The 25307-nt window shown below is 40.1% G+C and carries 27 protein-coding genes; 20 read left to right on the top strand and 7 right to left on the bottom strand.

Annotated features, from left to right (window positions below; all coding sequences use genetic code 11):
• Positions 1–43 precede the first annotated feature (43 nt).
• From MHI22_RS01505 to MHI22_RS01520, 4 genes are all read right to left on the bottom strand, one after another.
• Positions 44–760, bottom strand: a complete 717-nt coding sequence (locus MHI22_RS01505; RefSeq protein ID WP_340810859.1) for a LutC/YkgG family protein — start codon at positions 758–760, stop codon at positions 44–46.
• Positions 757–2187, bottom strand: coding sequence for a LutB/LldF family L-lactate oxidation iron-sulfur protein (locus MHI22_RS01510; RefSeq protein WP_340810860.1), 1431 nt, complete (start codon positions 2185–2187; stop codon positions 757–759). The genes MHI22_RS01505 and MHI22_RS01510 overlap by 4 nt, the downstream gene beginning before the upstream one ends.
• A 15-nt stretch (positions 2188–2202) precedes the next feature.
• Positions 2203–2919: a (Fe-S)-binding protein gene (locus MHI22_RS01515; RefSeq protein WP_089932483.1), complete on the bottom strand. Its 717-nt coding sequence runs from the start codon at positions 2917–2919 to the stop codon at positions 2203–2205.
• A 144-nt stretch (positions 2920–3063) separates the two neighbouring features.
• Positions 3064–3792, bottom strand: coding sequence for a FadR/GntR family transcriptional regulator (locus tag MHI22_RS01520; protein ID WP_036129236.1), 729 nt, complete (start codon positions 3790–3792; stop codon positions 3064–3066).
• A 499-nt stretch (positions 3793–4291) separates the two neighbouring features.
• Here MHI22_RS01520 and MHI22_RS01525 point away from each other — a divergent pair, with 499 nt between their 5' ends.
• Genes MHI22_RS01525 through MHI22_RS01535 form a run of 3 tightly spaced genes read left to right on the top strand, consistent with a single transcriptional unit; the run spans position 4292 to position 5940 of the window.
• Complete coding sequence (locus MHI22_RS01525) at positions 4292–5002, top strand: cytochrome c biogenesis CcdA family protein (protein ID WP_058844721.1); 711 nt, start codon at positions 4292–4294, stop codon at positions 5000–5002.
• A 51-nt stretch (positions 5003–5053) separates the two neighbouring features.
• Complete coding sequence (locus MHI22_RS01530; protein WP_036129242.1) at positions 5054–5422, top strand: response regulator; 369 nt, start codon at positions 5054–5056, stop codon at positions 5420–5422.
• 23 nt (positions 5423–5445) lie between these two features.
• Positions 5446–5940 carry a CcdC family protein gene (locus tag MHI22_RS01535; protein WP_036129247.1) on the top strand — a complete coding sequence of 165 codons (495 nt, stop codon included), beginning with the start codon at positions 5446–5448 and terminating at the stop codon, positions 5938–5940.
• 297 nt (positions 5941–6237) lie between these two features.
• Here the strand turns inward: MHI22_RS01535 and MHI22_RS01540 are convergent, their stop codons facing one another.
• On the bottom strand, positions 6238–6666 hold the full coding sequence (locus MHI22_RS01540; protein ID WP_141903346.1) for a DUF2621 domain-containing protein: 429 nt from the start codon (positions 6664–6666) through the stop codon (positions 6238–6240).
• Between the two features lie 122 nt (positions 6667–6788).
• Here MHI22_RS01540 and MHI22_RS01545 point away from each other — a divergent pair, with 122 nt between their 5' ends.
• The 7 genes from MHI22_RS01545 to MHI22_RS01575 all read left to right on the top strand — a co-directional run bounded on the left by MHI22_RS01545 (position 6789) and on the right by MHI22_RS01575 (position 10259).
• Positions 6789–7004: a DUF1659 domain-containing protein gene (locus MHI22_RS01545; protein WP_058844042.1), complete on the top strand. Its 216-nt coding sequence runs from the start codon at positions 6789–6791 to the stop codon at positions 7002–7004.
• 13 nt (positions 7005–7017) lie between these two features.
• A complete protein-coding gene (locus MHI22_RS01550) occupies positions 7018–7242 on the top strand; it encodes a DUF2922 domain-containing protein (RefSeq protein WP_141903056.1) in 225 nt (74 codons plus the stop codon).
• Between the two features lie 66 nt (positions 7243–7308).
• Positions 7309–7431: a YvrJ family protein gene (locus tag MHI22_RS01555; protein ID WP_080717186.1), complete on the top strand. Its 123-nt coding sequence runs from the start codon at positions 7309–7311 to the stop codon at positions 7429–7431.
• 104 nt (positions 7432–7535) lie between these two features.
• The gene (locus tag MHI22_RS01560) at positions 7536–8144 is read left to right on the top strand and encodes an SCO family protein (protein ID WP_036129262.1); all 609 of its coding nucleotides are present in this window, start codon (positions 7536–7538) and stop codon (positions 8142–8144) included.
• A 114-nt stretch (positions 8145–8258) separates the two neighbouring features.
• Complete coding sequence (locus MHI22_RS01565) at positions 8259–8774, top strand: RNA polymerase sigma factor (protein WP_036129265.1); 516 nt, start codon at positions 8259–8261, stop codon at positions 8772–8774.
• Positions 8767–9654 carry a hypothetical protein gene (locus MHI22_RS01570; RefSeq protein ID WP_058844043.1) on the top strand — a complete coding sequence of 296 codons (888 nt, stop codon included), beginning with the start codon at positions 8767–8769 and terminating at the stop codon, positions 9652–9654. Before MHI22_RS01565 ends, MHI22_RS01570 begins: the two co-directional genes overlap by 8 nt.
• Before the next feature lie 68 nt (positions 9655–9722).
• Positions 9723–10259, top strand: coding sequence for a DUF1572 family protein (locus MHI22_RS01575; protein ID WP_036129271.1), 537 nt, complete (start codon positions 9723–9725; stop codon positions 10257–10259).
• Between the two features lie 40 nt (positions 10260–10299).
• Here MHI22_RS01575 and MHI22_RS01580 read toward each other — a convergent pair whose 3' ends face one another.
• Positions 10300–10854: a hypothetical protein gene (locus tag MHI22_RS01580; RefSeq protein WP_058844044.1), complete on the bottom strand. Its 555-nt coding sequence runs from the start codon at positions 10852–10854 to the stop codon at positions 10300–10302.
• Between the two features lie 103 nt (positions 10855–10957).
• On the opposite strand from MHI22_RS01580, the gene MHI22_RS01585 reads away from it, so the two are divergent.
• From MHI22_RS01585 to MHI22_RS01595, 3 genes are all read left to right on the top strand, one after another.
• Positions 10958–11791 carry a hypothetical protein gene (locus MHI22_RS01585; protein WP_340810861.1) on the top strand — a complete coding sequence of 278 codons (834 nt, stop codon included), beginning with the start codon at positions 10958–10960 and terminating at the stop codon, positions 11789–11791.
• 155 nt (positions 11792–11946) lie between these two features.
• Positions 11947–13626 (top strand): methyl-accepting chemotaxis protein, encoded by a 1680-nt coding sequence (locus tag MHI22_RS01590; protein ID WP_271912975.1) that lies wholly within the window; start codon positions 11947–11949, stop codon positions 13624–13626.
• Between the two features lie 202 nt (positions 13627–13828).
• Positions 13829–15790 (top strand): methyl-accepting chemotaxis protein, encoded by a 1962-nt coding sequence (locus MHI22_RS01595; protein ID WP_036129282.1) that lies wholly within the window; start codon positions 13829–13831, stop codon positions 15788–15790.
• A gap of 42 nt (positions 15791–15832) precedes the next feature.
• Here MHI22_RS01595 and MHI22_RS01600 read toward each other — a convergent pair whose 3' ends face one another.
• A complete protein-coding gene (locus tag MHI22_RS01600; protein WP_340810862.1) occupies positions 15833–17227 on the bottom strand; it encodes an alanine/glycine:cation symporter family protein in 1395 nt (464 codons plus the stop codon).
• Positions 17228–17468: 241 nt separating this feature from the next.
• On the opposite strand from MHI22_RS01600, the gene MHI22_RS01605 reads away from it, so the two are divergent.
• From MHI22_RS01605 to MHI22_RS01635, 7 genes are all read left to right on the top strand, one after another.
• Positions 17469–18167 carry an aspartate/glutamate racemase family protein gene (locus MHI22_RS01605; protein WP_340810863.1) on the top strand — a complete coding sequence of 233 codons (699 nt, stop codon included), beginning with the start codon at positions 17469–17471 and terminating at the stop codon, positions 18165–18167.
• Position 18168: 1 nt separating this feature from the next.
• Entirely contained in the window at positions 18169–19227 is a 1059-nt protein-coding gene (locus MHI22_RS01610; RefSeq protein WP_340810864.1) for a DmpA family aminopeptidase, read from the top strand.
• Between the two features lie 382 nt (positions 19228–19609).
• A complete protein-coding gene (locus MHI22_RS01615) occupies positions 19610–20224 on the top strand; it encodes a M15 family metallopeptidase (protein ID WP_340810865.1) in 615 nt (204 codons plus the stop codon).
• Positions 20221–21015 carry a M55 family metallopeptidase gene (locus MHI22_RS01620; protein ID WP_058844953.1) on the top strand — a complete coding sequence of 265 codons (795 nt, stop codon included), beginning with the start codon at positions 20221–20223 and terminating at the stop codon, positions 21013–21015. The genes MHI22_RS01615 and MHI22_RS01620 overlap by 4 nt, the downstream gene beginning before the upstream one ends.
• 461 nt (positions 21016–21476) lie before the next feature.
• Positions 21477–23300 carry a peptide ABC transporter substrate-binding protein gene (locus MHI22_RS01625; RefSeq protein WP_340810866.1) on the top strand — a complete coding sequence of 608 codons (1824 nt, stop codon included), beginning with the start codon at positions 21477–21479 and terminating at the stop codon, positions 23298–23300.
• Between the two features lie 81 nt (positions 23301–23381).
• Complete coding sequence (locus MHI22_RS01630) at positions 23382–24326, top strand: ABC transporter permease (protein ID WP_089932476.1); 945 nt, start codon at positions 23382–23384, stop codon at positions 24324–24326.
• Positions 24326–25300 (top strand): ABC transporter permease, encoded by a 975-nt coding sequence (locus MHI22_RS01635; RefSeq protein WP_340810867.1) that lies wholly within the window; start codon positions 24326–24328, stop codon positions 25298–25300. Before MHI22_RS01630 ends, MHI22_RS01635 begins: the two co-directional genes overlap by 1 nt.
• Positions 25301–25307 lie beyond the last annotated feature (7 nt).

Here is a 25307-nt window from a genome sequence, read left to right on the forward strand (position 1 = left end):
TTCAGCGTTTTGTAGATCGTTTGGGTTTTTTGATGAAGCCATTTCAACGATCCTCAATAACCAAATAAGTAGCTTGAATAGGGCCATGTACACCAACGATGAGAATCATTTCAATATCTGCTGAGTTGCTGGGACCTGTTATAAAGTTAATGCAGGAAGGAATGTTGTCACCACGACGGATTTTTTCGCTAATCCAACGTGCCGCTTGTGTCATACGAGGGACAATCGTACTTTTTGGGATTAAAATAATCGATTTTTCTGGTAAAAAGCTAACGCTTCTCCCTCGATTCTTACTACTAAAAAGCACAGCAGTTCCTGATTCCGCCAAAGTCATTTCACTTATCGTAATGCCAATATTTGCTTTTTCTGCTTGCCTAATATTTTCCTCAGGTTGCTGTGCATTCCATTCATAGAGTTCGATATTGGCTTGTGGCCATTGTTCGGTCATTAGTGGAGATAGTCCATAATCTTTCCATCTTTCGTCCTTCCATGTAATGACGGACTGACCACCATAATGGTCAACAATAGCTTGTAAATCCTGGGGAAGTGTGGACGTACTAGATATTTTAATATCCGTATGAATGTTAGCACATTGCTTGATTAAAACCTCTACTAATTCATCCTGTGTCGACTCCTTGAGCACACGATCTTGTGGCTGATACTGCCAAGTTGGGCGTGGAAGTTCTGTTTTAGGAGAACGGCCAAGCTGTTTAGCAATGTTAGCTAAAAAGCTCTCTCGGTGTTGAATCATACTTGTCATTCATGCTTGCCTCCTTTTGTACGCTGCTTCATCCAATCTCGGAAACTATCTTTATTTGGTGCTGGGAAATCCCTTGCTTCAGTCCAAGCCTTTAATGGGCCTGGCCCCTTTGAAATGGTATGGTCCTTCGTAAAAGGGGACATAGCTGGAGCAGCTATTTTTGTTGCCATTTTATAGAGAGTAGGGGAGGAAGCCCCTAAACCGAAAGCCTTCATTAAAAGCTTTTCAGACACGGGTGCTTTGCCTTCATTCTCTACAATAACTTGACGATGTCGATGAATCAGCTGATGTAAAGGAATTTTAACAGGGCATGCATCCGTGCAAGCACCACACAATGTAGAAGCGTATGGCAGTTCTTTAAAATCATCATAGCCTCCTAATAACGGAGACAGGACAACCCCAACAGGACCAGAATAGATAGAGCCATACGTATGCCCGCCAACATGTCGATAGACTGGACAAGCATTGACACAGGCAGCACAGCGAATGCATTGTAAAATAGGTTGAAATTCGCCACCTAAAATCGCAGAGCGCCCATTATCAACTATGACTAAATGGAATTCCTCAGGTCCATCCGTTTCGCCCTCGCCTTTAATCCCTGTTAGTGTGGTAATATAGCTTGTTAGCTTTTGACCAACCGCACTTCTAGTTAGTAAGCTAACAAGGACCTCCATATCTTCAAATGTAGGAACAATTCTTTCCATCCCCATGACTGTGATTTGCGTTTTCGGCAGCGCTGTTACTAAATCCGCGTTGCCCTCATTTGTGACGAGTGTAATCGAACCACTTTCTGCGATAGCAAAGTTGCAGCCTGTAATACCGATATCTGCGGTTAAATATTCCTGTCTTAATTTTTCCCGCACATAGAGAGCAAGCTCCTCAGGCTTCCCGGTTTGACGATAGCCTTGTTTTTCTTTAAAAACATCGCGAATTTGTTCCTTATTTTTATGCAAGGCTGGCGCCACAATATGGGATGGCGGCTCGTGATCTGCGACCTGCAAAATATATTCGCCTAAGTCTGTCTCAATCACTTCACAACCAAGCGCCTCTAAAGCCGTGTTTAAGTTAATTTCTTCTGTCACCATGGATTTTGACTTCACAATTTTTGTCGCATTCTTTTGTTTCGCAATACTTTGAATGTACGCTGTTGCTTCTTGTGCGGTTTGGGCAAAGAAAACATGTCCACCTCTTTTAGCAACATTTTCACTTAATTGATAGAGGTAATAATCTAAATTAGCTAAAACATGCTTGCGAATTTCCTCACCATGCGAGCGCCATTCTTCCCAATGTCCCAATTCTCTTGTTTGTTGAAGGCGGCGTGTTTGGAAACGTTCTTGGGCACTCGAAACAGCATGACGCATAAATTGATTTTCCAGCTCTTTCGTTACACGTTGATGAAAGCGATCATCACTTGTTTTCATAGCCATTCTAATTTCCCCCTCTTAACGGCAGTTTAAGACTTCTGCAATATGCATCACTTTAATCGGCTTGCCTTGACGGTGAATGCGGCCACCAATATTCATTAAACAGCCAGCATCTGCCCCAATTAAAATATTTGCCCCTGTTTCTTCCACATTGTGTACTTTTTCATTGACCATTTCTCCAGAAATATTGCCCATTTTGACTGAGAATGTACCACCAAACCCACAGCATCGATCTTTGCCAGGGAGGTCCACATAGTGTAAGCCCTTGACATTTTTTAATAATTGAAAAGGTGCATCTGTTACACCAAGCAATCGTGTCATATGACAGGATGTGTGATAAGTAGCTTTGCCTTCTAAATGAGCTCCGACATCGTTTATCTTTAAAACGTTGACAATAAACTCTGTAAATTCATAGGTTTTATCTGCTAATGCTTGTGCCTTTGTTGCCCAGATCAGGTCTTCTTTAAAAACCTCAGGATATTCTTTTAACATATAAGCACAAGAACCTGAGGGGGAGACGACGTATTCAGCATGCTCAAAGGCTGTAATCATTTTTTTCATCGCATTTTTCGATTCCTTCACATAGCCGCTATTGTAGGCAGGCTGACCACAGCAAATTTGATCCTCTGGAAAATCAATCTCACAGCCAAGTCTCTCTAACACCTCAACAACGGCTTTCCCTACATCCCCTTGAAACAAATCCACTAGGCAAGTGGCAAATAGTGTGACTTTCATCTTTATCGCTCCTTTTAAAAAACAACTGGTCATCTGATGACTTATCGGTGATTTTATCATACAACAAATTTTACAGAGAATAAAACTATTTTTCATGAATTTTCGGAAAATAAAAAAACTACCTAGTGAGTGCTAGGCAGTTTACTATGATTGAGACTCAGTTGTTTCAAAATATTGTAAGAGCACTTTTTCAACATTGCTTAAATGAGACGCCATGGCATGTTTGGCTAGCTCCTCATTTTGTTGTTTAATTGCGAGGAAGATTTGCATATGTTCGTCATATAATTGTTCACTCGTTGTTTTCTGGGAGTACAACCATATTCGTCGCGTTTCTTTCATCGTGTCTATCATTAGGCCAGAAATTTGATCTAAGATTGTAGCGAGTAGAGGGTTTTGTGAGGCAGTGGAAATAGCTGCATGGAATTGATAATCTACTTTTTCACCGAGTTCACCATCCCCATGTGCTTGCTTCATGTTCTCTAAAATTTGTAACATCGCTTGTACATCCTGTTCTGAACGATGGATTGCTGCACTTGCTGCTGCTCCTACTTCAATTATTTTACGCACCTCTAATAAATGTGCAATATCCTGTTTATTTGTTAACATGGCAGTGGATAAAGGAAAATCAAGTTGCTTGGCTGGTACACTTTTGACAAAAGTTCCAGAGCCTTGCTTGATTTCAATTAACCCCATAGCTTTTAATGCAGAAAGCGCTTCTCGAACGGCGGATCGACTCACTTGTAATTGTTCGGCAAGCTGTTCTACAGAGTCCAGTCGATCGCCTGGTTTTAGGACACCAGCCCTGATTTTTTCATGCAGGATTTCGGATACTTCTTCATAAATCTTTTTTGGTTTAATTTTTCTTAATTTCAAGGGCTACACCTCTTTTTTTCGATCCATTGCACATCGGTTATCAATATTATACATGAAAAGTAGTCATATACTCATGGTTAACATGAACACTTTGTGGAGTAGGGGATACTTGTCGAAATGTAAGATAATAATATTGTTAATGTTACCTTATAATATGGTCATCTGATGACTTGGTGTTATGATGAATCTGTTCGTCTGAATAGTTTCTTACAATAATTAAGAGGGTTTCACTACTAAAGCCTCTTTCAACAATAACGGCAAGCAATCGACAATGTCAAGGCTAGAGGAAAGGAGTGAGCGATAACCTCTATAATAGGGTAGAAGAATGACGGATTATGTTGACAGAAAATCAAGAGGAGGGCATAATGCAGAAGGAGCTTGATGGAACTTCTTAAAAACCTCATTATTTTGCCATGAAACGTTCACAAACAGAAAGGACGCTTTTTAGCCTTTTTTTTGGTACGATGAATGCAGTAACTGTAAGGAGCGATTAAAAAATATGGGATCTGATATTAACGTATTTTTAGCTTTTGGTGCAGGGTTTTTAAGTTTTATTTCACCATGTACTCTTCCACTATATCCAGCATTTTTATCGTACATAACGGGTATGACACTAGATGAGCTAAAATCAGAAAAAGGCATGCTTCAAAAACGTGCCATTTTCCACACATTATTCTTTTTACTAGGATTTTCAATTATCTTTATCATTATTGGACTAAGCGCTTCATTTGCGGCGGAGTTTTTCCTAAATTATCAAACTTTATTACGACAGGTTGGCGCTATTTTAATTGTAGTATTCGGTTTAATGATTGTCGGATTATTGCAAGTAGACTTCTTAATGAAGGATCGAAAGTTCCAATTTAAAAATAGACCGTCTGGCTATTTTGGATCTGTCTTAATTGGTATTGCCTTTGCGGCAGGTTGGACACCATGTACGGGACCAATCCTTGCGTCTATTATTATGTTAGCTAGTACAAATCCTGGTGCGGGCTTTAGCTATATGCTTGCGTATTATTTAGGATTTGCGATTCCATTCTTCGTGCTATCTTTCTTTATTTCACGTATGACATGGATTCGTACACACAGCCAAAAAATTGTGAAAATCGGTGGTTATGTCATGATTGCCGTGGGGATTTTATTATTCTTTGACGGCTTAACGTATATTACCCGCGTTTTACAGCCTATTTTCGGTGGATTTACAGGCTTTTAATTTGTTAAACTAAAAGGCATACCGAACTTTAACGCGGAGGGAGATGAACATGTGCCTACAGTTTTAGTAGTGGATGATACGCTATTCATGCGTGTTGCAATCAGTAATATGTTTTCAGAATGGGGTTATGAGGTAGTCGGTAAAGCAGCAAATGGCAAAGAAGCTGTGGCGATGTATCGTGATTTACAACCAGATTTAGTCACAATGGATGTAACGATGCCCGTTATGACCGGTATTGCGGCAGTAAAAAAAATCGTCCCAGAATTTCCAAATGCAAAAATTATTATGGTGACAGCATTAGGTCAGCAAAAATTAATCGTAGAAGCGATTGAAAGCGGCGCCAAGGATTTTATCACAAAACCTTTCGAGCCAGAAAGATTAAAGGCTGTCGCCGATCAATTACTTGGACAAAATTGCTAATTAGACATTAGAGGAGGATTTTTATGTTGAGCAGTATCCCTTCTCACTATTATGTTATAGGGTCAACTATCATGGCCATTCTTATGGGCGGCTTTGTGATGATCATACGAATGAGAGCTTCCAAAAAGCCGACAAATGAGAAGAAAATTATTATCCCACCAATTGCCATGTCTTCTGGTGCACTCATGTTTTTATTTGAGCAATTCCGCGTGCCAGCCATGCAAATTTTAGAAGCAGCCGCGGTGGGCATGTTGTTCTCGACAATCTTAATTGCTACTTCGAAATTTGAAGTAAAGGGACGAGACATCTATTTAAAACGTTCCAAAGCCTTCGTTTTTATTTTATTCGGTCTGTTAATATTCCGAGTCGTAGCGAAAATGATTTTAAGTAGTTCCATCGATGTCGGTGAATTAGCAGGTATGTTCTGGATACTAGCCTTCGCCATGCTATTACCTTGGCGAATCGCTATGCTGATCCAGTTTAAAAGAGTCAAAAAAACAATCCCAAAACTACACTAGTGCAGAAGCTAGTGTAGTTTTTTTGTGCTTGAACAGCAAAAGTGGTGGATAGAAGCTTAAAAGTAGAGGATAGAATTTTGAAGCGTGGATAGAAGCTCAGAAGTGGTGGATAAAACAGCAAAAGTAGCGGATAGAATGAGGAAAGCGAAGGATAGCTTTGCGAAAGAAGAGGATAGAACCTAGAGCGTGGATAGAAGCTCAAAAGCGAAGGATAGCCTTTCAAAAGCAGCGGATAGCCACGAACACCCACATTATAAATAAGAAAAAACGCTGCACATAGCTTCGTGCAGCGTTTTTTTAATCAAATAAATGTTCGTAGGGGGCGATGTCAATGTGCATTTGTTCTAATTTTTTGCGTAAAAATTTGTGATCGCGTTTTGGTGTGGCCTGGATATATCCACGAATAATAAGGTCATTATTGATGGCAGCAGCCTTTTCTTCTAATGCGAGCTCGCCAATTTTTCCTGCAATTTTTTCCTTTGCTACTTGTCTAAAGAGCTCAGGTACAGGGCTTACTAGCTCATAGAGTAAGTCTTTTTCAGCTTGTCCCCATAAGTGAATCGTTCTATCTAAATAATATTCTTGCCAATCTAAATCTGATTTTCCATCTTGTTTAGGGAGTGCCTTTAAAAATTTTCGGAACATGAAGAATCCGCCAATAGCCATCAATGAAATGAGGACGACAACCCAAAATAAAATAAACCATAAAAACCAACCTTGTAACAAATCGTTCACCTCTTTGCCTTCTCTTATTCTATTATAAGAGCTTCCGAAAAAAAATTCATCCTATAATGTCCCTTTTTTAGCAATTCGCCATTATATAGTGTGCAGAAGGGAGGTGAGACTCGATGGTAGACGTTCACTTTTTAAATGCAACACTGCGCCTTAAGTATGTGACGGGCTATGATGAACAAAATGAACCAATATTCATCACAAAATCATATCGAAATATTAGCCCCTCGCATAATGAGGGCGACTTAGTAGCGGTTGCACATGTCATTGCTAGTCTTTCATCACAGACATTGGCTAGTATTGTCAAGCAAGAAACAAACGAGTTATCTTAAGGAGGAATCAAACATGACACAAGTTTTAGAGTTACTCTTTGCAACGACTGATGGGAAAACGACAACACTTACAATTGATGCACCAAAGCCGCATATCACAGCGGCTGAAATACAGCAGGCTATGACATCGATCATAGGTAAAAATGTCTTTGCTGGACAGACTGGTGCTTTATCTTCCATCAAGGGTGCACGCATGGTAGATCGCCAAGTAACAGAATTTGATGTAGCAACAGAATAATTCAAAACAGGTCTTTGCAATGAAACCGCAAAGACCTGTTTTACTGTAGGAGAGAGGGGGAGACAAATGGAACCGTGGCTGAACATGATATCCGATATCGGTTTTCCGATTTTAGTGTCATTTTATTTATTGCACCGTGTCGAAGTAAAGCTTGATGCGATTCATGCGGCGCTCGTTTCGTTAAAATGAAATTTATTTCACAAAGATGTACGAAAGCTGTCACGTAGAAGTTCTTGTCAACGTTTACAACCTACGGTAGGATGAGGGTAGTGTAGGTTAGGGAGAGTGTTGACATGAAACGTAAGTTAATAGGGCTAGTTCTACTTTTAGCCTGTGCATCTGTGCTTGGCGCATGTGGAAATTCAAAATTTAAAGCAGACTACAGCCTCGAAATACCCGATTTTGAACATATTAATCAACGTGGTGAAACCGTTTCGCTCGAAAGTTTAAAAGGTAAGCCTTGGATCGGCATGTATATTTTCACGAACTGTATATCGATTTGCCCGCCGATGTCATTGAACATGGCACAAGTGCAGGAAAAGCTCCAGAAAAAAGGAGTAGAGGATTATCACATCGTTGCCTTTTCAGTAGATCCAGACGTTGATAAACCAGAAGTGTTAGCTAATTATATCAGTAAATACAATGTGCCAGATGAATCTAAGTGGAATCTTCTGACAGGCTATTCACAAAAATATATTGAACAGTTTGCAGTGAAAAATACAAAGATATTAGTGAAAAACGACCCTAACAGTGACCAAGTCATTCATGGCAATCAATTTTTCTTAGTGGACAAAGATGGTGTAATGGTCAAAATGTATAATGGCTTTGCTGAAAATATTGAAGATGTACCAATTGATACGATAGCTTCCGATATCGAAACATATATTGATGAAAATTTATAAAGAAGCAATAAACCGTCTCGAATTTTAGAGGCGGTTTTTTTATGTCATTTTAAGCTGGAAAAATAATCTTTCTCTGGTTGGGAATCGTTTATAGTGTGGAAGGAGGGAAATTACATGTCAGATAACGAAAAATTAGAGCAGCTAATGGCTATACACACGGAGCAAATGCTTCGAATTGCTTATTACTATACGAAGGATTTACAAATAGCCGAAGATATTGTGCAGGACGTATTTATTAAATTTTATCATCAAAAGGATTATGAAGAGAGAGGGGAGATGAAAGCATATCTTGCCCGCATGACAATCAATAAATGTAAGGATTACTTAAAAAGCTGGGCATACAGAAAAATTACAATGCAGCATAGATTTTTTACAAAGCAAAAAATGGTCTTACAGGACACACTGATTCGTCAAGATGAGCAAGCCTTACTAGATGAAGCGATTTTACGCTTACCAATCAAGCAACGCGAAGCAATCGTTTATTTTTATTTAGAGGAGATGACGATTAAAGAGATTGCGGAACTACTTACAATTCCTGAAGGTACTGTGAAATCTCGTTTAAAGAAGGGGAAGGAGCTATTAAAAATAGATTTGCAACATATTGAATGGGAGGTACTTTTCCATGGATAAGCATACAATGCAGGCGTTACAAGATGTTTCAGCACATAAAGAAGCAATCATACATAAGGTTCGCCAACAAATTCAGCAAGAGCCTTATCCGTCCAAACCAAAGTGGACGTATCGTGCAGTTACCATCATGATGACATGCTCTATTTTATTTTTCATTGCCTGGCAAGCAGCCAAACCGTCTAATCAACTGACGACACAGGTAATGAATGAAGAAGAAAAACCTCCTTTTACGGATTTGTTTCAAACAGAAGTGGAAGGAACAGATACAACATACAGTCAGTTTTTCCCGCTAGCCAATTTTTTAAGTCAGGCAAAAAATATCAAATATTATGCACCACTTCAGGGTTTCGCGGCTATGCAATCAGTAGCAACCTCACTGGGCAATGTCGTTCATCTTACTACACCGGAAGAGTTGCCATTTCAACCAAATATTCAGGAGGTCTATGCGGTATCATCCAAAATGGATGATGGCAGTCAACAAACGCAATTTCAATTTAGCTATAAAGAAAAATCCTCCACTGGCAGGGATCTACAATACATTAATTTCTCAGTGACAAATGTAGATCGTAATCCCTTATCAACATATATTAAATCGAAAGATATTGAGGAAACTTTAGGGATTAAAGTTTCAAATGTAGGTTTAAATTTTATGAATCCTTTATATTATCGGGAGATGACACCAGATCGAGGTTTTGTTTACATTTACTATAATTACGATGAAACAGATAAGCGGATCTTTCAAATGACTACAAATGCCAATGAATTTTATACGTACTATAACGGCTATGTCTATCATATTGGTTATCAATTAGATGGCGACCCACAAGAAGTCCAAGAAAAAATGGCGACCATCGTAAGAGCGTTTATTCTTGGCGATTAGTAAAGCACAGATGAGACAATCCCTTTGAACTATTATAGAATGATAGAAAAGAGGGGATGGGTACAATCATGACAATCGCACACACTTATTTACAAGTTGTTCAAAAAAGATTTAACAATGTGAAAGAGCAAGGGGATAAGGCGCTTGCCCAATTAGAAGAGGCACAGTTACATTGGGCGTATAATGAGGAATCCAATAGTATCGCAGTTATTGTGAAGCATGTTAGTGGCAATATGATTTCACGCTGGACAGATTTTTTAACGACGGATGGTGAGAAGTCTACGCGTAATCGAGATGATGAGTTTATGGATAGTCTTCACACGAAAGAGGCCATGCTCGTAGCTTGGGAAAAGGGTTGGCAAGTGTTTTTAGACGCCTTAGCGAGTTTAACAGAATCTGATTTGCAGCGATATGTCACAATTAGAGGAGAGCAGCTAGCAGTCATTGATGCCATTGAAAGACAGATGGCGCATTATGCACAGCATGTCGGTCAAATTATTTATATTGCGAAACAAGTTAAGGGCTCTGCTTGGCAAACGCTTAGTATTCCAAAAGGACAGTCACAGGCTTTTACAGAATCTATGCTAGATAAACAGCAACGTTAATAAAGAAAGATCGTAGCCAATAACATGTGCTACGATCTTTTTATGTTAAATATAGCTTGTACATGGCCGTTTCTGCATCAATAGCTTGGGCGAGTTCGAATGCTTCCTGCTGATTTCTTTGATTCGTGATGATCTCATAGAAAAAGCGAATAAGAAACATGAGATTTGCGTTACCTTCTATATAATCATCGGGTGCTAAATAGGAGTGACAGCCACTTTCTAAAAAGGCTGTCGCTAGCTGTTGCCAGCCTAATGTACAGCCAGCTGCTATCACCTTGACATCCTGTAGCTGACAATAGGATAGGACATCCTGTCGTTCAAAGTAGATACTTTTAGGTTCATTGTCTTCATATACATCTTCGCCTAACTCGGGTAAACAAAAGCGTCCCTCATTACCGTGGAAGTTTAAAATAAGATAGTCCATTTTGCTTGGCAGATCCTCTCCAGACAAGACATCAATCAAATCATTTGGTCTTCCGATTAAATGAATTGTCACCCGTGCATCAAAGGATTCTAGTGCCGCTCTGATGGCCATGGATTCGAAATCACAATCAGGTCCAATGACTAAATGTACGTATAATGCTGGTTTACTCATATTTGCTTCACCTCTATTATTAGTATAGATGAAACTTATTGGGAGTGTAAACCGTATATTACAATAATTACTATATATAAAAGTCTGTAAAGGAGGCGTAGGGATGCACAAGGGAGGCCATATTTATACACTGTTACTAGGCATTATTCTTAGTATAAGTACACTTCTACTTTTCAGTTACAATGAAAGGCAGCGAGAGGAGCTAGTATCCCTGCATCATAGTGAATTTCAAACAATTCAAGAGGCTTGGTATTTGTCTGGAAGTGATAGCAAGGAGCAATATTTGTATCCATTAAAGCAAGTGTTCTACATCAACCGTTATGAGGTGAAAGACAAGGAACATCTCCAACAAGCATTACAGTCCCCAAAAAATCCGGTTAGTCGACCAGCTAATGCTACTACGGTAAGCGACTTATATATACGTCTTTATAATGGCAAGGAAATGGCCGTGAAGATGATTAGCAAGGATGAACGATTATTCCTAATGGATCAGAAAACGATGCAGTATTATGAACTAAAGGCACAAGATATGGTGGATTATTTTCATTTGTTGAATGAAGAAAGTAGAATGCCGTTTCTATTATTTATTGTGTATACAATTATATTTTTCAGTCTAGCCTTTATGCTAGCAAAGAAACTTACAGGGGCTAAATCGATAGAAAAAGAAACGGCTCCTCCCATATATTTAAACAAAGCGAAGAGCAAGAGACCGTTAGCAGATTTTATTTTTCCAGCCGCCTTGCCATTCGTTATTACATTTTCTTTGCAGATCTATGGGGCTCAGCATAGCTTATTGTTACTAAGTGCTATTATGCTTACTTCAGGCATTCGAGAATATGTTGAAAAAAGAGGGCTTTTTCTTAAAATGGTTCTGTTGCTCCCTCTCTTTTGGGTTTACCTCTACGGTTTCCAAATGCTTTCTACCTATTTAAACTAGCGATATAGTGGATATTATTGTCAATAGATTGAGCGTGGAGTTCTTATTTTTGTTAAATTTTAGCGATAATTTATGAGGATAGATACATATTATATAGGTTAATAGGTTTAGGTAGGCTATACTCAATATGATTATAGTAGAATTGAGGGAATCATATGAGACTAACTGTGGAACGAAAACTACAAATTGCTTTTGGCATTGTACTCGTCTTCCTACTGCTTATTTCAGGTATTGCATTATACTACTTGAATCATAATAATCAGACTCTAGCAGAAATTGAAGACAAGACAGAATTTATTCATTTATATCAAGATATCTCGTTCCAAACAGTTCGAGCAAATGCAGCTATTCGTGGGTATATATTATATGGCAAGGAAGAAATGCTTAACAACCACCATGAAATCCGCGAGACCTTACATACGTCGATTAATCGTCTCCAAGAAAAAGGCGATAGCAATGAAGAGTTTGAGCAGTTTTTACAGCAACTAGCCGATTGGGAAAAGGCGATAGATGGGCAGATAGTGCCACTTTATCAACGAGGAGATCATCAACAAGCCCAACAGCAAGCATTGCCAATTTTAGGTGAAGGTTCTCTGAAGTTAGTTGTCTTTGGTAAGACGATGGCAACGGCTCAACAGGAAGAGATGCAAGCTCATATTGAAGCAACCAAGCAAGAAGGAGAAAGAAGCGGGGTAGAAATTACAATACTAGCCGTTATTTCTTTGATTGTTAGTATCATCATTGCCACAGTATTTGGGAGACGAATCGCTAAAAACATTCAGCAAACAGTAATAGAAATGGATAAATTCTCTGAAGGGAATTTGCACACGCATTTACAATTTAAAACCAAGGATGAATTCGCCCATTTGGCCGAGTCCTTTAATAGTATGTCACAAAAGCTTCGACTGATGATGAAACAAGTAGGCAACTCCTCCGAACAAGTTGCAGCCACATCAGAACAACTGACGGCTAGTAGCATGGAGGTTACACAGGCGACAGAAGTGGTGACGGAATCTATTCACGATATTGCACAAGGAATTGACCAGCAGGACACTTTAACAAGCGATGTACGGAATTTATCAGCTCATATTTTAAAGAAAATGAATGATATTTCTACAAGTATCCATAACGTGAATCATGCAACCGTCGAAACGAAAAATATGGCGAGTATAGGGCGTTCTTCTGTGCATGATGTGACGGAACAAATGAATGAAATTTCTGCCAATACAAGCGAGTTAAATACCCGTGTGCAAGATTTAGATGACAATACAGCGGCGATTGTAAAAGCCGTGAATGTCATTAAAAGTATTGCGACACAAACTAATTTACTGGCAATCAATGCCTCGATTGAAGCGGCAAGAAGCGGCGAACATGGCAAAGGCTTTGCGGTTGTTGCAGAGGAAGTACGCAAGCTAGCAGATGAGTCCAATCTTGCAGCGGGGGACATTGAAAAAGTAGTGGCACAAATTACCGATAGCACGAGAGTCATTGAAGAGGATATGGTCAATAGCAATGATTCGGTCCATGTAGGACGTGAAAAGGTCAATGTGGCAAGAGATAATTTTATACAGATTGATGATGCCATTAATGATGTACAAGCACAAACTGAGATAGTGACAACAGCCATTCGGACTATTCATCAGGATGTAGAAAAGTTAGTCAAAGAAATTGATTATATTAGTGAAGTCTCAATGAAATCGAGTCGCCATGTACAAAGTGTTGCAGCCTCTTCAGAAGAACAAAATGCAGCAATGGAGGAGGTAGCAGCTTCCTCTACACATCTAGCGAAAATGGCGATAGATTTGCAAGAGTCTATACAGTCATTTAAATACTAAGGAAACACTACCTCTGTATATTTACAGGGGTTTTCTAGTTGTCTGCAAAGCCTGAATAATAAGAAATTCAAAAATATGTTTGAAAAATAATATTTCATCCGATAAAAGCTTTGGGAGAAATGTGAAGCAGATAAAGAGAGGGAAATACTGTGGAAAATAGCTTGCTATTTTTTCACAACAAGAATCAAAAGGAGATTGATATATGAAGAAACTATTTAGCAGTTTTAAGGGCAAGCTTTATACTTTATTTGCGCTAGTATTACTAATTCCTGTCATTTCTGTTGGGAGTTTATCTTATTTATCTGCAAAAGACTCAATAGAAGAAGAAATATTATTTAGTGCCAATGAAAGTGTGGGCATTTTAAATAAGCTTATTGATAAAACCATTAGCGAAAAAATGGATGATATCAATGTATTTAGCAGTGAATTAGATGCAGGAAAATATCAGCAATCCCAAGCCTCTATTGAGACGAATTTGCATCAGTATGTAGAGCTAAATCCAGATGTGCTAAGTATTTATATTGGCATGAACGATGGCTCCTTTACACAAGAGCCAAAATTAAATGATGCAGACTATAATCCACTAGATCGAGATTGGTATAAAGAGGCAACAGCCCTCAAAGGAGAAACGTTAATCACAAATCCTTATAAAGATGCAGGAACTGGCGATATGGTTGTGACGGTTGCCAAACAGATTAAGGATCATGCTGGGGTTGTGGCTATTGATATTAAACTGACAGACCTTCAAAAAATTGCAGATTCCATTCGAATCGGGAAAAATGGTTATCCTTCTATTTTTGGTGAAGAAAATATGGTTATCTCACACCCTACGCTTGAAGCTGGAGGAAAACTAAAAGAAAGCTTCCTCGATCAAATGTACGAAAATCCTTCTGGTACCTATAAATATGTCTTTGACGGTGATAACCGAATCCTGTTCTATACAACAAATGAACTGACTGATTGGAAAATCACAGGGACCATTTTTGCCAAAGAAATTGATGAATCGGCATCTAAAATTTTATACCATACGATTTTAGTGCTGATTGCGGCTATTGTTATTAGTACGATTGTCTTTTATTTTGTTATGAGGGCTGTGTTAAAGCCAATTAAAGCTTTAAAGGATAGTGCTGTGACGATCAGTAAAGGCGATTTGACAGAAACGGTGACGGTTACGTCGAAGGATGAAATTGGTCAATTAGGACAAGCCTTTAATGATATGCAAGAAAGCTTACGGACACTTATTCAAAAAATTGAGCAAAATGCAGAGGAAGTGGCTTCGTCAGCAGAGGAGCTAACAGCCAACGCGAATCAAACAAGCATTGCAACGGAAAAAGTGGCGATTTCTATTCAGGATGTTGCCTCAAGTGCTGATTCGCAAACGATCAGTGCCAATAAAAATGCAGAATCACTGCATGAGCTTTCAACAGCTATTTTGCATATTGCCGAAATATCCTCTGCTGTGACAGACCTTTCGCAGCATGCAACATCACAAGCAGATGAGGGTGGACAAGCTGTGCAGAATACGAAGGATCAAATGCAATCCATTCATTTATCTGTAGCAGATTCCAATGCGAAAATTCAAACCTTGCATGAACGATCTCAGCAAATTACGTCCATCTTAGATGTCATTACGAGCATTGCCGATCAAACGAACTTACTTGCATTAAATGCAGCTATTGAGGCGGCAAGAGCAGGTGAGCATGGGAAAGGCTTTGCCGTTGTGGCAGATGAGGTTCGCAAGCTAGCAGAACAATCACAAGAATCGGCCAAACAAATATTTGAGCTTATTCGAGGTATTCAGCAAGAGACGGAGCAATCTGTCAGTATTATGGCGAAGGTAACGGAGGATGTGCAAAGTGGTCTGCATATTTCGGATGAAGCCATTGCAAAATTCCAAGTCATTATGGCAAGCATGAATGAAATTACACCTAAAATGGAGGAAGTCTCTTCAGCCTCTGAGCAAATGTCAGCAGGCGTCCAAGAGGTGGCAGCCGTAACAGAAGATTTGGCATTCTCTGCAAAAGGCAATGCTTCTGCATCCGAGGATGTAGCGGCATCAACAGAGGAACAATTAGCCTCAATGGAAGAAATCAATGCCTCGGCACAAGCACTCGCACATATGGCGGATGAATTAAAGCAACTGATTAGTCAATTTAAATATTAAAGCACAAACGCCACTCCTATCAAAAGGAGTGGCGTTAGCTGTTTATCGATCTTCTTCCCAACAGTCTGTATTTTTTAAGGTTGGAATTGATTTTGCATAAAAGACAGGATTTTTACCAGCTTTACGTTGCTGTGTAAAGTCGTCTAATACAAGGAAGGCAATTTTACCGAGAATAATAATAATGGCTATATTGATGAGCGCCATTAGACCCATAAATAGGTCAGCTAAATTCCATACAAGCTGTACCTGAGCTACAGAGCCAAACATGACCATAGCTAACACTAATATACGATAGCTAAACATCCAACCTTTATGCGCATCCATAAACTCAATATTGGATTCACCATAATAATAGTTTCCAATGATCGAACTGAAGGCAAAGAAGATGATGGCGATAGCAATAAAGTAAGGAGCCCAGTCCCCAACTTGGACAGCTAAAGAATTTTGCGTCAAGATAATGCCGTCACTTTCGCCTTTATCATATAAGCCAGCTAAAATAATGATAAAGGCAGTCGCTGTACAAATCATGATCGTATCAAAAAAGACACCTAAGCTTTGTACTAGCCCTTGTTTGGCAGGGTGTGAGGTATTGGCAGTTGCCGCCGCATTAGGTACACTCCCCATACCAGCCTCGTTGGAAAATAAACCACGACGGACACCTTGCATAATAGCCGCCCCAATTGCACCACCAGCAGCTTCCTGTAGGCCAAATGCATGCGTGAAAATTAAGTTAAAAACATGCGGGATTTCCGAGAAATTTGTCACTACAACGAAAAGGGCTACAAGTAAATAGAAAATCGCCATGACAGGTACAAGAATTTGCGTCACCTTCACAATTCTATGAACACCGCCAAAAATAATTAAGGCTGTTAAGGCGACAAGTATTATCCCAATGATCGCTGGTTTGATATCAAATGCTTCTCCAACTGACGTGGCAATTGTATTGGACTGTACAGCATTAAAAATAAACCCAAAGCTAAATGTTAATAAAATACTAAAAATAATTCCTAGCTTTCGTTGACCTAACGCTTTTTCCATGTAGTAGGCAGGTCCACCCCGGAAGGTATTACCATCCTTCACTTTATAAACCTGTGCTAAGGTACTTTCAATGAAGGCAGTAGCCATCCCTAAAATAGCGATGATCCACATCCAAAAAACAGCACCTGGCCCTCCTACACCAATGGCTAAGGCAACACCTGTAATATTCCCTGTGCCGACACGTGAAGCAGCACTAATAGTAAAAGCCTGGAACGGTGATACACCTGATTCGCCCTCTCTTTTTTCTACAATTAAACGAAACATTTCAGGAAACAGACGAATTTGTACAAACTTCGTACCAAATGAAAAATATAGTCCTGCTACGATCAGTAAAATAATTAGGATATATGTCCATAAAATATTATTTCCACTATTTACAATACTTGAAATCCATTCCATAAGTTGTCCTCCTTTCACAATACGCTTTAGTCTACACTGTTTTTTTATAATAAATCAACATTTCTAAAATAATGGAAATAATCATAATATTTTGCGATTTAAAAATATTTAAATGGATAGAGTTTGCTTCACATACTATTTTTCTGTCATATTCGATAGGGAGATAAAGCATTAAATTTGGAAAATTCTCTTATTTCATTGCGAGTTATGCGTATAATAATAGAAAAGGAGTGTGATGTTGATGAAAATAATCGGCTTAATTGGTGGGATGAGCTGGGAATCCTCCGCTGCCTATTACAGGCTCATGAATGAGCAGGTCAAACAGCGACTAGGAGGCTTACATTCTGCGAAATGTATTTTATATAGTGTGGATTTCCAACAAATTGAGCATTTTCAAGCGAAAGGAGAGTGGGACAAAGCGGGGAATGTTCTGGCACAAGCAGCGCAATCACTTGAGCGTGCAGGTGCAGATTTCGTTATTATTTGTACGAATACGATGCATAAGGTCATTGATATTATAGAGGCAGCGATTACCATCCCGATTTTACATATTGCGGATGCAACAGCTAGACAAATTAAAGAAGCAGGTCTACAGAAAATAGCCCTTCTTGGCACGAAGTATACGATGGAGCAGGCGTTTTATAAAGCAAGAGTGGAGGGTTTCGGTATTGAGGTTATTGTGCCAGACAGCCACGAACGAATGGAAGTAAATCGCATTATTTATGAAGAACTGTGTTTAGGTATCATTAAGCAAGACGCCAAATCGTACTATATCCAAGTTGTTGAGGAGCTTGTGCAAGCGGGGGCACAAGGAGTGATTTTAGGCTGTACGGAGATTGGTTTATTGATTCAGCAGGAGGATATTAGTGTGCCAGTGTTTGATACAGCAGCCATTCATGCACAAACTGCGGTGTCCATGGCGATTCAGGAGGAGTTGTAATATGCCAGGCAAGGTACGACAAATGGGCATCAAGATTGGCAAGTTACCAGTTGGACCAAAAAACTGTATGACCGATGTAGCGGGAGTTCAGGTGGGACATGTCACATTGGATGAGCCATTAGATCAGGACGGTGCTTATGCGTGTACAGGAGTCACAGCCATTTTACCGCATGGTGGTAATTTATTTCAGCAAAAGGTAACGGCGGCAAGCTATGTGTTAAATGGTTTCGGAAAAACAACGGGACTTGTGCAAGTCAATGAGCTTGGTGTGATCGAATCACCTATTATGTTAACGAATACCTTTGGCGTGCCAGCCGTTACACAAGGAACACTAAGCTATATGTTGGACTTGAATGAAGATATTGGGCTCATAACAGGAACGATTAATCTTGTTGTAGGCGAATGTAATGATAGTTATTTAAATTCGATTCGAGCGTGTCCCGTGACACCAGAACATGCAATAGCAGCCATTCGTCAAGCCTCTACGGATATAGTACAGGAAGGAGCCGTTGGAGCAGGGAAAGGTATGATGTGTTTTGGCTATAAAGGGGGGATTGGTTCGTCTTCTCGCCTTGTTAAAGTTGAACAACAGGAAATTAGCTATACAGTAGGTTGTCTAGTTCTCAGTAATTTTGGTCAAAGCACTGATTTTTTAGCCGAGCGTTACAACGCTTCCAATAGGCAAAGCCAATCAACATTATCTCCTACAGATGGTTCAATACTTATTATTCTTGCAACGGATGCCCCGTTGAGTAGCCGCCAATTGCTGCGTGTCATTAAACGCTGTGGTATCGGTCTCGGTCGGACAGGTAGTCACTTTTCACATGGTAGTGGAGACGTAGTCATTGGTTTTACAACGGCACACAGTATTCCTCATACGACAGATCAGCTGATGGAAACAAGAACACAGCTACGTGAGGATCACCCCATCATGAATCAGTTGTTTGCCGCCGCAGCTGAAGCGACAGAGGAAGCGATACTCAATTCATTATCTCAGGCCCAGACTACAACGGGGCGCAATGGCCATACAGTGGAAGCTTACGCTTTTCATAAGGCATAACGATTAAAGCTATTGAGACATCATCCATGTTTCGATAGCTTTTTTTGTACTTCGTTAGCATGAGCGAGCAATGCGATGAATAAAATCCTTAACTAGAGGACAAAAGTGATTTTTCGACAGTGTTTTGCTGGAATATGAATCATTATAGGAGAAAAACTATTATATTGTAATTATTCCTTTTTTATCTAGTCAATGCTAGAGAGATATGATAACATTCATTTTAAAAAACTGAATTATCTAAAAATTAAGGAGGTGTGCCAATATCATCAACCTATTTCAACCAATAGCGGCAGCTATAAATAGGAATCCACCTCTATCTCCGTTTGTTCGTGAAAACGGTGAGCCGCTTATCCAGGTCACAGCTACACATCCGAGACTATTCATGGAGCCTATCTACTATCAGCAACAGATTCCTGATAGTTTGCAAGTTATTTATGTGCGAGAAGGGGTCTATAAGCGTTTGCAGCAGGCGTTAACGTTATTACCACAGGAATATAGTCTCTTACTTTATGATGGGTATCGTCCGTTTCAAGTACAGCAGTATTTGTTTACCCATTTTTCAAAGCAATTAGCACAACAAATGCCACAGGCAACATCACAGGAGCTTGTGCAGGCTACGAAAAAATATGTAGCTTTGCCAAGTGAAGAATTCGCCCATTTAGCCCCACATTTAACAGGTGGTGCAATTGATGTCACGCTGGCTGATGTCCACGGTAAAGCGTTGGATCTTGGTACAGCTTTTGACGAAATGCATGAAAAATCTGCGACACGTTATTTTGAACAGCACTTGAAGGAAAATCCGCTAGCCTGTCAGCATCGGCGTCTGCTGTACAACTGCTTGTCACTTGCTGGATTCACGAATTATGCAGAAGAATGGTGGCATTACGATTATCACAATGTGGCATGGGCAAGACGTGTGCAAGCGCAGGTAGCCCATTATGGAGCAGTACACGCAACAATACAAAATCATAATGTAAAGGAGTTGCGATTTCTATGAAGGTTTATATTAGCGCAGATATTGAAGGGATTACAGGTACAACATCATGGAGTGAGACCGAGTTAAACGCACCGGACTATCTGTTTTTCCAAAGACAAATGACACGAGAAGTAGAAGCAGCCATTGAAGGAGCGATAGCAGGAGGCGCCACAGAAATTTTATTAAAGGATGCCCACGATTCTGCTCGCAATCTCGACATTTCCAATTTACCAATCAATTGTAAAGTCATCCGTGGCTGGACATATGATCCAATGTGTATGGTGGCAGGTCTCGATCAAAGCTTTGACCGTGCCATTTTTATTGGCTACCACAGTAAAGGAGGAAGTGAGCGCAATCCACTTGCCCATACACTTTGCACATATGCCGACGTCAAAATTAATGGTCATTATGCAAGCGAATTTTTAATCAATACGTATGCGGCGGCTTTACATGATGTTCCTGTATCCTTCGTTAGTGGGGATGTGGGGCTAACAGAGGAAATACAGGCCTTGAATGAACATATGATTACATTTGCCACAAAGGAGGGCATCGGAAATGCAACGATTAGTGTCAGCCCACAGCTAACCATTATGGAAACCAAACGTCTGGTAGAGTCTGCAATGAAAGTGCCACGTGCTGATTTGCAGGTAGCGTTACCAGAACGCTTTGTGGTGGAGATTATTTATCGAGACCATACACGAGCTTATCGCAATTCTTTCTATCCAAATGCCACATTCAAACCACATAATACCGTAGAGTTTATCACCGATGATTTTTATGAGGTGCTTCGTATTTTACAATTTTTAACATGATGCTACTGAGCTTGCTTTATCAATGAATGATCAATAGTGATAGCTTCGTTCCAAAATAGGAATAGAGTGCTCATTCAGGAAAAGCCTTACTCATGGAAAGGTGAAAAGCGCTCATCGAAGCGATGAGCTCGCTCAGAAAGAGGAGAGGCGCTCACCCGAGTGAAAAATTTGCTCAGTAAAGCGCTTGCCCCGATCACAACAAGGCAAAATCGCTCATTCCAGCGAAGCCACCACTCAAAGATGTAGTCAAAAAGCAGTGGGACACGCTGTCCAATATGTTTGATTTGATAGAACCTACAAATTTATCTCATTACCGTGACAACGAGCATGGAATCGTTGTGCATTTCATCGATAGTGGGTCGATTTAGAAGGACCTAGCTTATGTTTGAAAGATCCTATTGAAGGTGCATCCGTCCTTGCAATAGGATTTTCATTATAAAAAGATGATTAGGGGGATGCTTGTGAGAAAGTCTTGGTTGCTGTTCATATGTCTGGTCGTATTGTTTTGTGTAGCCTGCAATGATGAATCATCGAGTGAAAAGGCATCGGAATATCGTGTTGTGTATTCGGGAGAAATTAAAACGTTAAATTATTTAAAGACGTCTGAAACAAATGAATTTGCGGTGGCCGCAAATATGGTGGATGGACTCATAGAATACGATCAATATGGAGTCGTTCAGCCAGGATTGGCGAAGGAATGGTCTGCTAATGAGGATGCTACTGTTTGGACGTTCAAGCTACGTGATGATGCTAAATGGGTCACACATGAGGGGAAGGACTATGCAGATGTTGTGGCACAAGACTTTGTGGATGGCTTACATTATGTGCTTGATGCTAAAAATGAATCATCGACGTCTTGGATTGCGACGGTCGTAAAAAATGGGGAGGCCTTCTATAACGGCGAGTTGGCTGATTTCAAGGAGGTTGGCATAAAGGCGCTAGATGAACATACAGTAGAATATACTTTAGAAGCCCCGACACCCTATTTCCTTTCTATGTTGAACTATGTTTGTTTCTTCCCGGTGAATGGCAAGTTCATTGCCGAGAAAGGGAAGGATTTTGGTACGACGCGTGAAAATTTCCTTTATAATGGCGCTTATCTTTTAGATAAAATTGAACCGCAAAATGAGCGTGTTCTTGTGAAAAATGAGTCGTATTGGGATAAAGACAAGGTGCTGATTGATCGCATTCGCTATAAATACAATAAAGAAGCGGCAACAGTGGCACCAGAGCTGTTTTTACGTGGAGAAATTGATTCTGCTAGTATTCCAACCTCTATTATTGATGAATGGTTTAAAGACGAGAAGAAAAAATCCCAGGTTCGTCAAACACAAAATAACTTCTATACCTACTTCTATGCACTTAACTTTAATCCACAATTTGACGCCCAATATGAGCCAGATAACTGGAAGGTTGCAGTCAATAATAAAGATTTCCGTAAATCCTTATTCCATGCACTGGATCGGGTGTCCGCAATGCTGACGGTTGAGCCTTATAATCCAGCAGATTTGCTGAGCAATACTATTACACCGAAAAACTTTGTCGATGTGGAAGGGGTGGATTATACCCAATTAGCGCCACTTACGACCATTTCCAATGAAGATTCCTTCAATAAAGAGCTCGCTCTAGAGTACAAAGAAAAAGCGAAAACAGCATTAGCAGGTAAAGCCACGTTCCCTGTAAAAGTATTAATGCCCTATAATGCAGGCAGTCCAGATTGGGCCAATCGTTCTCAAGTAGTGGAACAGCAGATTGAAAAATTACTAGGGACAGATTATGTCGACATTATTGTAGAGGCTGGTCCATCGACAGGCTTCTTATCAGAGGTGCGTCGTCCTGGCAAGTTTGCGCTTTTAGAAGCGAACTGGGGTCCTGACTTTGCAGATCCCTCTACGTATACAGATCCATTCACAGTGGACGGTACTTACAATAAACCAGAATTAGCAGAAGGCTATAAAGAGGCAAATGGCAAAACGACGTACCAAAACCTTGTGGATCAAGCGAAAGAAACGATTGATGCCGCAAAACGCTATGAGCTATTTGCAAAGGCAGAGGCCTTTTTAATTGATGAAGCCTTTGTGATCCCTTATTCAGTAGGGGGGAGTGGCTATGTGGCGTCTAAATTAAATCCATTTGAGGCGCAATATTCGCCATTCGGTGTAACGGCAGAGAAATTTAAAGGACAGCAAGTGCTGGAGAAGCCAATGAGTAATGAAGAATTTAAAAAGGCGCTCGCGCAGTGGGAGCAAGAACGTGCGGAAGCGTTAGCGAATGCTGAAAAGTAGTATGGCTTCGTAGAGGAAAAGGAGATACCGAAAGAATAGTCGGCATCTCCTTTAGTCTTTTGGATAAAGGAGGATAGCGCCATGTTGCAGTATATAGGAAAACGTCTCTTACAATCCGTGTTCACCCTTTTTATTATCATCACGATCGTCTTTTCATTATTACGATTAATGCCGGAGGAAGGATATTTAGGAGCGGCAGCCGATAAAATGTCACCGGCTCAGCAAGAAGTTTATTTAACAAATCTTGGCTTGCGTGATCCATTGCTTGTTCAGCTAGGAAATTTTTATAAAAATTTGTTGCAAGGGGATTTAGGCAAATCGGTCACTTATCGTACGGATGTACCGGTTGTGACGATTATTGCGGATAAAATTATGTATTCTCTGCTCTTTGGTTTGGGGGCAGTAGCTTTATCGCTACTCATTGGTGTGCCGTTAGGGATTTTGATGGCCTATCGTAAGGGGCGTTGGCTAGATCGGCTAGGGACAGGCTATATCGTCTTTGTCGTTGCTGTCCCTGCAGCAGTCTACTACTTAGTCATTCAAATGTATATTACGGAACTCTTTCAATTACCGATGCTGTTTGATGCGTACAGGCCGATTACTTGGATTTTGCCACTTACCTCCATGGCGTTGGCGCCGACAGCCTCCTATGCGATGTGGATGCGACGATATATGGTAGATGAACTGAACAAGGACTATATTAAGCTAGCAAGGGCGAAGGGTGTGAAGGAGCGGACATTGATGTTCCAGCATGTACTGCGAAATGCCTTTATTCCAATGGCACAATACTTACCTGCCACCATTCTATTTACGATTACAGGCTCTATTTATATCGAATCGCTCTATTCCATTCCAGGGATGGGGGGCTTACTCGTGGATGCCATTCAGCGTCAGGATAATACGATTGTGCAAGGCTTAGTGCTAGTATTCTCTTCTCTTGGCATCATCGGACTTATTTTAGGGGACATTGCCATGGCACTTGTCGATCCACGCATTAAATTAGGCAAGGGAGGGGGTGTACGCTAATGGGTATGTATACAGATGAAATCAATAATATTTCGAATAAGTCCCGTCAAACATTGTTTGAATTTGCTGAAGTTGACACAAGACAGGCAGAGGAAACTGGCTATTCCAATTACTCTTATTGGCGGTCTACATGGCAATCCTTTTTAAAAAATAGACTAGCCGTTTTTTTATTAGTGGGAGTGTTTATTATTGTCAGCTTCACCATTCTCCAGCCTTATTTACCAGCGCAAAAATCACCAACTGAAATTTACTTGGATGAACAAACAGGGATGCAGGCACGCAATATTACCCCCAATGCAGAGTTTTGGTTTGGCACGAATTCCATTGGTCAGGATTTATGGTCTCGTATTTGGGCGGGCACAAGAACATCTCTCTTTATTGGCTGTGTCGTAGCCTTGGTAGAGGCAGTAGTCGGTATTACAATCGGTACACTGTGGGGCTTTTCACGAAAATTAGAAGCACCGATAACGCAGCTATATAATGTTGTCGATAATATCCCCACAACCATTGTGCTCATTTTAATGTCTTATATTTTACGCCCAAGTATTTCGACGATCATTATAGCTATGTGTATAACGGGATGGGTGGAAATGGCGAGATTTATTCGCAATCAAATTGTTATTTTACGTGACCGTGAATACAACCTAGCCTCAAAATGTTTAGGCACTCCTGATTATCGTATTATCCTAAAAAATTTATTACCATATTTAATTTCAGTGATTATGTTGCGTATGAGCCTCGCTATTCCCTTTGCGATAGGAGCCGAAGTATTTCTAACATATATCGGTTTAGGGCTACCAATCAGCGAGCCGTCCTTAGGAAATTTAATTAATGAAGGACGCGTACTCATGATGTCACCAGATTTACGTTATCAGCTGATTTTTCCAAGTATTGTGTTAAGTGTCATCACGATAGCATTCTATATTATTGGTAATTCTTTTGCAGATGCAGCAGATCCGAAAAACCATGTGTAAGGAGAGG

Origin of the sequence: Lysinibacillus sp. FSL L8-0312, from assembly GCF_038003285.1 — a bacterium.
Taxonomy (GTDB): domain Bacteria; phylum Bacillota; class Bacilli; order Bacillales_A; family Planococcaceae; genus Lysinibacillus; species Lysinibacillus fusiformis_D.